At 56.7% G+C, this 12,697-nt stretch carries 11 protein-coding genes and 1 pseudogene; 5 read left to right on the forward strand and 7 right to left on the reverse strand.

Annotated elements, in window-relative coordinates; translation table 11 throughout:
- The 5 genes and pseudogenes from BMY98_RS20590 to BMY98_RS20615 all read left to right on the forward strand — a co-directional run.
- On the forward strand, positions 1 to 1,107 hold a 1,107-nt coding region (locus BMY98_RS20590), incomplete at its 5' end, for an RHS repeat-associated core domain-containing protein (RefSeq protein ID WP_139214549.1).
- Positions 1,104 to 1,571: a hypothetical protein gene (locus BMY98_RS20595; RefSeq protein ID WP_074892242.1), complete on the forward strand. Its 468-nt coding sequence runs from the start codon at positions 1,104 to 1,106 to the stop codon at positions 1,569 to 1,571. The genes BMY98_RS20590 and BMY98_RS20595, both read left to right, overlap by 4 nt.
- A 344-nt stretch (positions 1,572 to 1,915) precedes the next feature.
- Positions 1,916 to 2,256: pseudogene (locus BMY98_RS27695) on the forward strand (RHS repeat-associated core domain-containing protein); the annotation flags it as partial.
- 970 nt (positions 2,257 to 3,226) lie between these two features.
- Entirely contained in the window at positions 3,227 to 3,637 is a 411-nt protein-coding gene (locus tag BMY98_RS20610; RefSeq protein WP_074892245.1) for a hypothetical protein, read from the forward strand.
- A 104-nt stretch (positions 3,638 to 3,741) separates the two neighbouring features.
- Positions 3,742 to 4,155 carry a hypothetical protein gene (locus BMY98_RS20615; protein ID WP_175514196.1) on the forward strand — a complete coding sequence of 138 codons (414 nt, stop codon included), beginning with the start codon at positions 3,742 to 3,744 and terminating at the stop codon, positions 4,153 to 4,155.
- Positions 4,156 to 4,897: 742 nt separating this feature from the next.
- Here the strand turns inward: BMY98_RS20615 and BMY98_RS20620 are convergent.
- The 7 genes from BMY98_RS20620 to BMY98_RS20645 form a co-directional block, all read right to left on the reverse strand.
- Entirely contained in the window at positions 4,898 to 5,821 is a 924-nt protein-coding gene (locus BMY98_RS20620; RefSeq protein ID WP_074892249.1) for an alpha/beta hydrolase, read from the reverse strand.
- Between the two features lie 151 nt (positions 5,822 to 5,972).
- Positions 5,973 to 7,250: a flavohemoglobin expression-modulating QEGLA motif protein gene (locus BMY98_RS20625; RefSeq protein WP_074892251.1), complete on the reverse strand. Its 1,278-nt coding sequence runs from the start codon at positions 7,248 to 7,250 to the stop codon at positions 5,973 to 5,975.
- Between the two features lie 26 nt (positions 7,251 to 7,276).
- The gene (locus BMY98_RS20630) at positions 7,277 to 7,834 is read right to left on the reverse strand and encodes a hypothetical protein (protein ID WP_074892253.1); all 558 of its coding nucleotides are present in this window, start codon (positions 7,832 to 7,834) and stop codon (positions 7,277 to 7,279) included.
- Between the two features lie 18 nt (positions 7,835 to 7,852).
- On the reverse strand, positions 7,853 to 8,584 hold the full coding sequence (locus BMY98_RS20635; RefSeq protein WP_083398846.1) for a TetR/AcrR family transcriptional regulator: 732 nt from the start codon (positions 8,582 to 8,584) through the stop codon (positions 7,853 to 7,855).
- A gap of 213 nt (positions 8,585 to 8,797) precedes the next feature.
- Positions 8,798 to 10,300, reverse strand: a complete 1,503-nt coding sequence (lysS, locus tag BMY98_RS20640; protein WP_074892295.1) for a lysine--tRNA ligase — start codon at positions 10,298 to 10,300, stop codon at positions 8,798 to 8,800.
- A gap of 113 nt (positions 10,301 to 10,413) precedes the next feature.
- Positions 10,414 to 11,509, reverse strand: a protein-coding gene (gene prfB, locus BMY98_RS27000) for a peptide chain release factor 2 (protein ID WP_108120905.1) whose coding sequence is annotated in 2 segments (ribosomal slippage) — positions 10,414 to 11,436 and positions 11,438 to 11,509 — 1,095 coding nt in all. Because the reading frame shifts where the segments join, the coding sequence is not laid out codon by codon here.
- Between the two features lie 159 nt (positions 11,510 to 11,668).
- On the reverse strand, positions 11,669 to 12,673 hold the full coding sequence (locus BMY98_RS20645; RefSeq protein ID WP_074892257.1) for a response regulator: 1,005 nt from the start codon (positions 12,671 to 12,673) through the stop codon (positions 11,669 to 11,671).
- Between the last annotated feature and the right edge of the window lie 24 nt (positions 12,674 to 12,697).

Consider the following 12,697-nt stretch of genomic DNA (forward strand, 5'->3'; position numbering starts at 1 on the left):
GAACTGCACTGGGATCTCTTCGATCGTCTGGTGCACTTCTGCGATCCGCGCCTTACCGTCGACTTCGGCTACGACCCCCTCGGAAGACGCCTCTACAAACTCTCCAAAGCCCACTACCGCCCACGCCCCGAAGCCGGCACCGGCTGGAACGAAAACGAACACGCCCGTAAAGAGCGCGAGCTCGGCTGCGGCTTCACCCTGTACGGCTGGGATGGCGACACCCTCGCCTGGGAAAGCAGCCCGCCGCCCTACGCCGGAGCTCTCGGCCGCACGGTGCATTACATCCACGAGCCCGGCACTTTCGTTCCCGTGGCCCAGGCCATCCGCCACGAAACCATCCGACTCGTCAGCCAGCCGGCCTACGAAGGTCGCTACAACTTCAAAGAAGACCCGCTCTGGAACTACAAACCCGTCGCGCTACCAATTGATGCGTTGGCCTGGTACCAATGCGACCACCTCGGCACGCCTCAGGAAATCACCGACCACAACGGCAACACCGCCTGGAGCGCGAAATACAAAGCCTGGGGCGAAGCGCAGGAACAGCGTTCTGAATTCGCCCAACAACTCGGTCTGGCCAACCCGATCAGATTCCAGGGCCAATACCACGACCACGAAACGGGCCTGCACTACAACCGCCATCGATACTATGATCCAAGGGTCGGCCGGTTCATCAGCAAGGATCCCATTGGATACAGTGGTGGGCTAAACTTTTACCTCTACGCACCTAACCCGGTGCTATGGGTAGATCCAAGCGGTTTAAGCAATGACCCTCTTGGCGGGGAATACAACCCGTTCCTTACCTCAAGGGCTGCGCGACGGGAAGCGATGAGACAAGCCCGCATTCCCACTAGCCAACAGCCAGTTAGCCAATCTAGGAACTCGTCGGGATTAGAATTCACGTATGACACGCCCCGAACTGGCGGTGGCACAGGATTTTCATCTGTTCAACAGCAAACGATGGATGTCAGCCACCCAGACAAACCGCACTGGGAAGCTGGACGGGTGAAAGTTGATAGCATCGGAAATCCGAGAATGAGTAAATATGGTCGCCCACAGCTTCGAAATGGAAAAGGGAAAGCTTTCTACTCCGAAGGATGCTGCCAATGACTATTAATCCTTATAAAAAAGAATTGCTGTACAGAAAAGCTCACGGCAACAGCCTGCGTGAAAGATATAAAGAAAAGCTTAAATTCCTTCTAGGCATCGACCCAGAAGACCGACTCTTTCTGAGCCTGGCTGAGACAGATAATATAATTAATAAGCTAGTAAAAAATGAAAATACATTTTCGGAAAATACTGAGTTTTCCGTTCTACATGAATGCCTGAGGCATTGCTTATCAAAAGCAGTTGGTGGCGACTATTATCTTTTCATGGACGAGGACTGGCGATATTGTGGCGCATATATTGTCCGTAATTTCAATTTAAATATGAAGTTCGAGTTCAACAAGCATCAAAGCGATGAAGTCAGACTGATAAGCACTGACCTTAGTACAGAAATCACTATCGACTACACGGAAAGTTACAGTGAAGATCTTTATGAGTTTCGTGTCGGCAAATACGCGCTGACGTAAATAAAAAGGTTAAAGGGGGTGGAGCCCCGTTATCCATATATTAAGTGCGGGGAAGCAGATGACCTTAGCAATCTTGCGAAACAGAGAAATGTTCAGTGTGGTGCACATTTAATAGTCAAGAGGACGGACCCCTTTAACTCCTACGTCACCCACCTTGGTGTACCGTCCCGAGGTCAAACCCAACCTGCTCCCGGCCTGGGCCTGACTCAATCCCAGCGTCAGTAACACATGAGTGTAAAAGGGACGGCCGCCTCTAATCTGGCAAATAGTCGACCAGTGAACATTGGAGTGTCTAATAGTTAAAGGGGACGGACCCCTTTAGCTCACCCCTTTAGCTCTCACTGCCAATTGATGCGTTGGCCTGGTACCAATGCGACCACCTCGGCACGCCGCAGGAAATCACCGACCACAACGGCAACACCGCCTGGAGCGCCCAATACAAGGCGTGGGGTGAAGCGCGAGAACAGCGCTCTGAGTTCGCCGAGCAAGTCGGCCTGACCAACCCAATCCGCTTCCAGGGCCAATACCACGACCACGAAACCGGCCTGCGCTAAAACCGGCATCGGTACTATGATCCAACGGTCGGTCGTTTATCAGCAAGGATCCGATTGGCTACAACGGCGGGCTTAACCTCTACCACTACGTGCCAAACCCCACGGGTTGGATCGACCCGCTGGGACTTTCAGCTTCCTCAGATCTACCAAGAATGAAAGGTCGGAGCGTTGTCAGAGCAGGAGTAATGCTGGAAAGCGCCGGATTCTCAAAGACAAAGGATAACGGTGTGAATGAAATATGGACTCATAAGGACGGATCCGAGGTGCGGGTCCACAAATACGGGAACCAGAACCCTTGCCCCTACAAGTCAGGTAACAACGCGCACATACACAAGGAGGACCCATCTGAAAACCAGCTTGACGATCAGGGGAGGATAACAACCGATCCAAATAAGTACCATATTGGTATTCGTAACCCTAAAGATTTACCTATCGTCCGGGGGAGGCCACACGGATTATGAGCTATGAATTCAGATTAGTATTCGCGGACTCGCTTTCAGCTCGCAATGTTCTTGAATTGGTGAAATCCAGCACGGCATACATTGGTGCGACTGGCGAATGTGTTTACTTAAAAGAACTGAGTGTGAAAAGTGAAGCAGCTTATGATGCGAGACTAACACTAGAGGAGTCCAATTCACTCTGGCTCGAAGTAGGCTTTCGATCCCCAAGCTTGTACGAATTGCTGAGAACTGCAGTTGGCAACAAACAACACAGATGCTTAGAGGATGGAGATCAGGATAATGAAGTACCGTTATATAAAGCCTTTCGCCTTAAGCATCCTCCGACAGTAGAAAAGGGGTAAAGGGGTAAAGTGGACCAGAGGAGACGGATCCCTTAAGTTTCATATAACTGGCGCGTGGGTCGTTGACGCGGACATTCACGGTGATCATGAAGCGAAGAATTGACTAGTGGGGACGGACCCTTTAGTTTATTAGCGTTAATAAAAAACGCCGATGGATATTCTCGAAAGCCTTTTTCAGGACGCAAACGAAGAGGCGCCCCGCGCCGCAAGGGATAACTACAACATCAGAAAAAATAAAAGCAAGGCGGAGAGTTGAATGGAACAAGTCCTCTTTAACTCCCAAAGTGCAAGAATGTGAAATGATTAGGTCCGCCGAAGAATTTGTAGCGCTACGAAGTAGCGAGATAAAAGCTGAGTACGACAGAGCGGCCATGGAAGAAGCTCCATGTTCCGTCTGGCGAGAAGTGATTAAGAAATATCCTGACTATCTGAGGTGGGTTGTTCACAATAAAACAATCCCATTGGAGATTCTGGAGGAGCTGTGCGCGGTCGACTCGGATAGCAGGCCGTTCGTTGCCAGAAAAAGGAAGCTATCGCTTGCTCTATTTGAAAGCCTTTCACGAGACTTAAATTCTTCGGTGCGAATTGGAATAGCGTCGAATAAAAAAACTCCCGACGCGATACTTGAGCGGCTTATTCAGGACGACAATGAGGGCGTTGCTCGTCTTGCGAAAAGAAACTACGCAACTAGGAAAAGGTTAGCAGGCTAAAGAAGGCGAGCGGGTTCGACCATGGTTAACGGAGACGTCATTAAAGGGGCGGATCGCTTTGAATCGCGAAATACCATCGAGAAAAATAAAACCCAATCGCAAAAGTGTACAAATTTGAAATGATAAGTTCCGCTGAAGAATTTGTAGCTCTGCGAGACAGTGACATAAAAGCCGAATATGACCGATCCGCCATGGAGGAAGCGCCAATTGCCATATGGCGTGAGGTAATAGAAAGATTTCCCGATCACAGGCGGTGGGTCGCGCACAATAAAACCGTGCCGGTAGAGATTCTCGAAATGCTGTGTGTGTTCGATGCCAGCACCAGATGGTTCGTGGCACGTAAAAGAAAACTCTCTACTACATTGTTCGAGCGCCTCTCACAAGATGAAGATTCTGACGTCCGGGTCGCAATATGTACCAATTTAAAGACTCCGTTGGAAATCCTTGACCGACTGCGTCAGGATGTGAACGAAGACGTTGCTTGTGTGGCGGCGGAGAACTACCAGCGTAGAATTTAAGAGTTTGAGAGCAAACAGGCTAGGAACAGAGGGCAAGGCACCCTTTAGTGTCATGAAGCGCATGAAATGTAGGGATACGAAAGGAGTTTGACTATGATCACAAGCGCTGAAGAGTTTAAGCAATACATCGAAAGCGAGAGCGAAGAAGAAAACGCGAAGGCGCCCATGGACCTGGCGAATACCTCACCAGCAGGGACAGATTAATTTACGGTGAAGCGTTGTAAATAAATCAGTCCCCTTATGCAGTACACAATAAAAAAGTACCGCTCGAGATTCTTGAAGAGTTGTGCTCAGCCGACCCTGAAAGTAAACGATTCGTAGCAAGCAAAAGAAAACTCTCGCAGAATCTGTTTGAAAGTCTGTCAGAAGATTCCGACTCCGTGGTGAGATGCGGGATAGCCTGCAACAGAAAAACGCCCCTTGGCATTCTTGAAAAGCTGTTTCTAGATGAAGATGAGGATGTAGCTGACGCCGCACGGAGAAACCTCGCTTCAAGAAAAAAGTAATACGTGTGCAGCAGGGGCTAAGGGAACGCCCCATTTTTCAGTTCCGCGCTTGTGGATGAAAAGAGACAGGGCGCTGCCCATGGAGCTGGCGAATACCTCACCAGCAGGGACAGATTAATTTACGGTGAAGCGTTGTAAATAAATCTGTCCCCTTATGCACCGTCCCCTTATGCACCCTTATGCACAGGCGACTCCGGTGAGTATCTGCGGGATGCGATCAGCGTCGTTACTCATCGTCACTCGTGCGCTGGCGGTTGGGACGACGGCGCCGCCTTGCCGGTTTGAGGATCAGGATAATTAGGAATTTCCCCCAACCTGCGCAGCCCGTTGAAGTGCTGCGGATCGTCCAGATAACGAATCATGACCTCACGCCATGTGGGGTCGTTAAAAGTCTGCACGTGAGGCCCGCGCGTGAGTTGCAGAACGCGCGGCGGTGGCGCGGCCTGATACAGGCTGATGCCGTTGTGCAGCGGCACTAGCGTGTCATCCAGACTCTGGAACAGCAGCATCGGCGTGCCCTTGAGCTGCGGCATGCCGTTGATGGCGCTGTCGCCGTCGGGGATTACCCACGACAGCGGCCGTTTGATGGGCCACGTCAGCCACGACGTGCTGAGGGTATAGCGCGCCATCTCACGATAGCTCGCCGGCACGCCATCGAGCACCAGCGCCTTGACCCGCGCGCGCTGCTGCGGATGTTCGGACAGGTAATGCACGGCCAGCGCCCCGCCGATGCTTTGGCCGAGGACCACCAGCGGTTTGCTCTGCACTTCAGGCGCCGCGTTCAGCCAGTCAAACGCCGCGTCGATGTCCTGATAAACGGCCGGGAGACTAGGCTCACCTTCGGACCGGCCATAGCCGCGATAATCCACCAGCAGCACTTGATAGCCCTGCTCCGGCAACCACCAACTCCCCGCGAGATGCCAGGCCATGTTGCCGCCGTTGCCATGCAGGTGCAGCACCGTGCCCTTCACCGGCACGCCGGGCTTGGCTGGCAGAAACCACGCGTTGAGTCTGGTGCCGTCGGCCGCTGTAAGGGTGACATCGCGCCAGGCGAGGTGGGCTTTGTCCGGCGTCAGCGGCAAACCGCGTTCAGGGTAGAACAGGAATTCGCTGCAACCACTGAGGGAGATGACCAGGAGCAATGTAAGAAGACGCTTCACACGATGTCCTTCAATTCACGATAGATCACGATACAAAACCGTACGAGCCGGCTTGCTGGCGAAGGCCTCGGGGCCGCTGCCCAGATGGCGGCAGAACTGACGCGTTCGCCAGCAAGCCGGCTCCTACAAGTCCCAGTCAAACGAGGACGTATCAGAGGATATTCGAATAATCCGCTTCGATCCGGTCGAGGCTCAGGTGGTTGAGGAAGTTGGAGAAACACATCCACGCCGACAGTGCGTTCATGTCGCGGAACTGATCGGGCAGGTATTTGGGCGGTACAACCAAACCTTCGTCCACCAACTGGCGCAACGTGCGCATGTCTTCCAGGGTGGTCTTGCCGCAGAACAGCAGCGGCACCTGCTCCAGCTTGCCCTTTCTCACGGCCAACTGGATGTAGTTGTAGACCATGATGAAGCCCTTGAGGTAGGACAGATCCTTGGTGAATGGCAGCCCATTCGGCACCGAGCCCCGGAATACCCGACTGGCGTTGCCGTAGCTTTCGGACATGCCAAAGCCTTGCTCACGATAGAAGTCGAACACCTGCAGGAAGTCGGCGCCCTCCTCGGCCATGTGAATGGCGCGGGTGCGGTTGGTCAGCTTGCGCAGGCGGCTCGGGTAGGAGGCAAAACCGATGATCTCCATCAGAATCGCAAGGCCTTCCTGGGTGACCGTTGACGAGGGCGGGCCTTTGGACAGGAAGGTGCAGATCGGCTGATTCTGACCATTGAGCGTGGTGCCGACGTGCACCAGGCCTTCGTGGACTTCCAGCGCCCGCACGTCGCGCTCGTTGAACATCGCGTCGCTGCGTATCTTGATGTAGTCGGCGCCGGCCGCAGCGTCCGCGACGATGCCGTCGGATTCAAACACCCGGATCGTCTCTTCAGCCTCACCGAACGTGCGATTGAGCCGGGTTTGCAGCATGGCGACGGCGTCTTTGGCCGTCAGGATTTTCGGCTCGTCCTTGAGATCGCCGCGACCGGCAATGTTGTTCAGATAATCGGAGAGCATCATGCCGAGGTCGGACAGCGTCGGGTCGCCGGCGTGAAAAGCATCGGACGCCGCGCCGTACAGCTCCTGAGAGATCAAACCGAAGTCCGGGGTGCCGCGCGCTTCGAGCATGCGGATGACCATCCGGTACTCCTTGCACATGCGGCGCATGATCTGCCCGACCGGGTTGAACTGGCCCAGCTGCCGTGTGATGTCACGCTCGATGTTCTGAAACTCCAGCTTCACCGCGCCGGAATCGAATCCCAGCGGGCGATTCTCGTAGTACGCGCGATCGACTTCCGGCAGGTGCTTGCCCTTGCCGTCGAGGAATGTCTTGCGGATGTTGTCATCCCACTTCACGGCATCCAGGATGCGAATCGGCGTCTGCGCCACCACGATACGATCGGACAACGTGCGAATAGTCTGCTGGTATTCGTCCACCCGGTACCCCTTATTGAACCGTTGCGCTATTTGGTCATGCGCTGATATTGAGCTGCTTTGAGAAAGACGTCGGAATTGGCCGGGTCGTCGAGGTAGGCAAAGACCTTGTCCATGGGACTTGAGATCAGCATGCCGTCGCCCTTGACCGTATCGACCCGCTCGCCGTCGAGAAGCTTCTGCTCGACCAACTGCTGAAACCGCTCCAGGTCGAGGTCATAGACCACCAGTTCATCGGCACCGTTCTCGTTTTCCATCAGGTCGAAACCGGCGATGACGTAATTGGCGCCGTATTTGTCAGGCAGCGCAGCGGAGACGTACCAGCGACTGCCATGGCGCGACACGGTGAAGGCGTACTCGTCACGGTTCTTGCGATCGCCTTTGCGGTAGCTAACGGCTTTGTAGCGATCAGGGCCGGCGCGGCTGATTTCCAGTTCGAGCGGCTCGCCCCAGGCATTTTTGCTGCTCCAGGTGCCGAGTAATTTGGGCGGGGCGGTGTTGCTGGCCGGAATCGGGTCCTTGAACGTCACCAGGCATCCGCTCAACAGCGCGAACGACAGGGCGAGCAGTACGCGCCAGACTTTCATCAGGTTCTCCTTGAGGTATCAGCCAGCCATCGGCTTGGCAGTGCCCAGTACCAGATGCATCTGGCGAGTAAGAATAGCGAGCATTTCTTCGTCTGTGCCGGGCCGAGGCCCGTTGAGCAGCCCCTGATATTCCATCCGGCAGATGAGCCCCGTCAACACTTGGGCGTCCAGTTGCGGCTGAGCCGACCCCACGACTTCGAGAAACTGGGCGCTGCCCTGCAACAGAATCTGCTGGTGGGCACTCACCAGTGGCGCGAGCCGCGGGTTGATCAGCGCTTCGAGGTGGAAGGCGTGCTCGGCAATGAGCTGGTCGCGACGTGTCAGCAGTTGATGGCGTACGTACTCCATGGTCATTCGTGCGATCTCATCGGCCAGCCGGGCGCGGGCTTCGGCGCTGCCGTCATTGCGTGCGACCATCTCGCGCAGCAGCGCCTCGGTGTTGGTCCACAGCTTGGCCATGTACGCCGCGCTGCGTTCAACGTATTGCGCGAAGGCATCGGTGAGCAGGTCATCGATGTCTTTGAAGTAGTAGGTGGTGGCAGAGAGCGGCACTTGCGCTTCGGCGGCCACCGCGCGATGACGCACGGCCCGAACGCCGTCACGAATGAGGATGCGCATGGCCGCATCGAGAATCTGTTGCCGACGCTGTTCACTTCCCTGTCGACTCGCCTTGCGGCCCTGGTACTGAACACTCTGTGCGACTGCCGTGGCCAGGCCAGCGGCTCCCTTTTGAGCGATCGTGCGGTTCACAACTGGATTTCCTTTTTTCGAGTCATTCACATCACAGCAACGTCAGCTTGCGGCGGTGTCTGCGCCGACGTCATCGCGAGCAAGCTCACTCCTACAATCGGCGGAGTGCCCGTGTAGGAGTGAGCTTGCTCGCGATAGCATCTCCAAATGCAGCCGCGCACTCAACAAACAGCCAAAAAAAAGCCGCCCTGCGCAGGCGGCTTGTTTTGACGCTTAGGCTTGCGGCCGCATGTGCGGGAACAAGATGACATCACGTATGGACGGCGAGTTGGTCAGCAGCATGACCAGACGGTCGATGCCGATGCCCTCGCCCGCTGTCGGCGGCATGCCGTACTCCAGGGCCCGGACGAAGTCTGCATCGTAGTGCATGGCCTCATCGTCGCCCGCGTCCTTGTCCGCCACCTGAGCCATGAAGCGCTCGGCCTGGTCTTCCGCGTCGTTCAACTCGGAATAGGCGTTGGCGATTTCACGGCCGCCGATGAACAGCTCGAAGCGGTCGGTGACGTTCGGGTTGTCATCGTTGCGACGGGCCAGCGGCGACACTTCGAACGGGTACTGGGTGATGAAGTGCGGCTGCTCCAGCTTGTGCTCGACCAACTCTTCGAAAATCATCACCTGCAGCTTGCCCAGACCTTCGAAGCCCAGCACCTTGGCGCCGGCTTTCTTGGCGATGGCGCGGGCCTTGTCGATGTCGTTCAGGTCATCGGCGGTCAGCTCGGGGTTGTACTTGAGGATCGAGTCGAACACCGACAGACGCGCAAACGGCTCGCCGAAGTGGAAGACCTTGTCGCCGTACGGCACGTCAGTGCTGCCAAGAACCAGCTGGGCCAGTTCACGGAACAGCTCTTCGGTCAGGTCCATGTTGTCTTCGTAATCAGCGTAGGCCTGGTAAAACTCGAGCATGGTGAACTCGGGGTTGTGCCGGGTCGAAACGCCTTCGTTACGGAAGTTGCGGTTGATCTCGAACACCTTCTCGAACCCGCCAACCACCAGACGCTTGAGGTACAGCTCAGGCGCGATGCGCAGGAACATTTCCAGGTCCAGCGCGTTGTGGTGAGTCTCGAACGGCTTGGCCGCGGCGCCGCCCGGGATGGTCTGCAACATCGGCGTTTCGACTTCAAGGAAGTCGCGCTGCATCAGGAAGCTGCGGATGTGAGCGATGACTTTCGAGCGAATACGGAAGGTTTCGCGGACCTCATCGTTGACGATCAGGTCGACGTAACGCTGGCGATAACGCTGTTCGGTGTCGACAAGACCGTGGTGCTTGTCGGGCAGCGGACGCAGGGATTTGGTCAGCAGGCGCACGTTGGTCATTTCGACATACAGATCGCCTTTGCCGGAGCGGGCCAAGGTGCCTTCGGCCGAAATAATATCGCCCATGTCCCAGGTTTTAACCGAGGCCAGGGTTTCTTCCGGCAGCGTCTTGCGATTGACGTAGACCTGGATGCGACCTGTCATGTCCTGAATCACCATGAACGAGCCACGGTTGAGCATGATGCGCCCGGCAACCTTGACTGGAATCGCCGCTTCAGCCAGCTCTTCCTTGGTCTTGTCCGCGTACTGTTTCTGCAGGTCGTTGCAGTAGTTTTCGCGACGGAAGTCGTTCGGGAAGGCATTGCCCTTGGCGCGCTCGGCCGCAAGTTTTTCCTTGCGCAGGGCGATCAGGCTGTTTTCTTCCTGTTGCTGGGCTTGCGGGTCGAGTTGTTGGTCGCTCATGTCTTGATTATCCATCACAGGTTCGTGGCCCTTCGTCTGGCCGGGAAGTGCGACGAAGGATCGCGGGCGGCGGCGTCATGGTGACGTGCCAACCCGCAACAGTGGTGTGGCGATTACAGGCCCTGTTTGAGGCTCGCGATCAGGTATTCGTCGATGTCGCCATCGAGCACCTTGTCGCAATCGCTGCGTTCGACGCTGGTGCGCAGGTCCTTGATGCGCGAGGCATCGAGTACGTACGAGCGGATCTGGTGACCCCAGCCGATATCCGACTTGGTGTCTTCCAGCGCTTGCGAGGCCGCATTGCGCTTCTGCACTTCCTGCTCGTACAAGCGCGCCCGCAGCATCTTCATCGCGGTGTCTTTGTTGGCGTGCTGGGAACGCTCGTTCTGGCAACTGACCACGGTGTTGGTCGGAACGTGGGTGATCCGGACCGCCGAGTCAGTGGTGTTGACGTGCTGACCACCGGCGCCGGAGGAGCGGTAGGTGTCGATACGCAGGTCCGACGGGTTGATGTCGATTTCGATGTTGTCATCGATTTCCGGCGACACGAACACGGCAGAGAACGAGGTGTGGCGGCGATTGCCGGAGTCGAACGGGCTCTTGCGGACCAACCGGTGTACGCCGATTTCGGTGCGCAGCCAGCCGAATGCGTACTCGCCCTTAATGTGCACCGTGGCGCCTTTGATACCGGCGACTTCACCGGCCGACAGTTCCATGATGGTCGCGTCGAAGCCGCGCTTGTCGGCCCAGCGCAGGTACATGCGCAGAAGGATGTTCGCCCAGTCCTGGGCTTCGGTGCCGCCGGAGCCGGCCTGGATGTCCAGGTAAGCGTTGTTCTGGTCCATCTCGCCGCTGAACATGCGACGGAATTCCAGTTTTTCCAGGGCCTCGCGCAGGCGCTCGACTTCAGCGGCAACGTCGTCGACGGCGGCCTGGTCTTCTTCTTCGGCGGACATCAGCAACAGGTCCTTGGCATCCACCAGGCCGGTGCTCATTTCGTCGAGGGTGTCGACGATCTGCGCCAGCAGCGAACGCTCGCGGCCCAGCTCCTGGGCGTACGACGGGTTGTTCCAGACGTTTGGATCTTCGAGCTCGCGGTTAACTTCGGTCAGACGATCATGTTTGTGATCGTAGTCAAAGATACCCCCGAATGGTTTCGGAGCGCTCGGACAGGTCCTTGATGCTGTTTAGGATCGGGTTGATTTCCATGGTGGGCAGCACTCGCAGGCGATTTTCACAAAGCCGGCGAGTATAACGCAGGCAAACCCGGGATGGCAGTCCGTTGGGCAGGGGTGCGCCGCGTTCGTTGTTGTTGCCAAGGACCCGACCCGGTTACGGCCAGAGCGCGCAGGAATGCAAATCCTCGCCCTACCCCACCGCCACCTGATTGCGGCCATTGTGTTTGGCGGCATACAACCCCTGATCCGCACTCTGAATCAGCTGGCGACTGTGGCTGCCAACTTGCGGCACGACAGTGGCCAGACCGATGCTGACGGTCAGGCTCGAGCCCTGGCTCGGGGCGACGTGGGGGATGTTCATGCCGGCGATGGTCTGGCGCAGTTTTTCCGCCAGCAGGCGTGCGCCACCCGGTGAGGTGCTGGGCAGTACCAGCGCAAATTCTTCGCCACCGTAACGCGCCGGCAGGTCGGAGGGACGGCTGGAGTTGGCGCGGATCGCTTTGGCGACCTGACGCAACGCCTCGTCACCTTCGAGATGGCCGAAGGCGTCGTTGTAGGCCTTGAAGTAATCCACGTCGATCATCAACAGCGAGATCTGCGTCTGCTCCCGGGTGGACCGGCGCCATTCCAGCTCCAGGTACTCGTCGAAGTGGCGGCGATTGGACAGGCCGGTCAAGCCATCGGAGTTCATCAGGCGCTGCAGCACCAGGTTGGTGTCGAGCAGTTGTTGCTGGCTAACGCGCAACGCTCGATAGGCTTCGTCGCGCTGCAGCAGGGTCATGTAGGAGCGCGAGTGGTAGCGAATGCGCGCGACCAGTTCAATGTTGTCCGGCAGTTTGACCAGGTAATCATTGGCCCCGGCGGCAAAGGCGGCACTCTTGATCATCGGGTCTTCCTTGGTCGAAAGCACGATGATCGGGATGTCACGGGTCTTCGGATTGGCGCGGTACTCGCGCACCAGGGTCAGGCCGTCCAGGCCGGGCATGACCAGGTCCTGAAGAATCACGGTCGGCTTGATGAGGATCGCCTGTGCAATCGCCTGATGCGGATCGGCGCAGAAATGGAAGTCGATGTTGTCCTCGTGCGCCAGCCCGCGTCGGACGGCCTCGCCGATCATGGCTTGATCGTCGACCAGCAGTACCATCGCAGCGTTTTCATCCGTGGCGTTCAGATCGTCCAGTTGCAAATCATGCATGCGGGGTCTCCTGGTCACAGGCGG

The sequence above is a fragment of the Pseudomonas graminis genome, assembly GCF_900111735.1.
Lineage (GTDB): Bacteria > Pseudomonadota > Gammaproteobacteria > Pseudomonadales > Pseudomonadaceae > Aquipseudomonas > Aquipseudomonas graminis.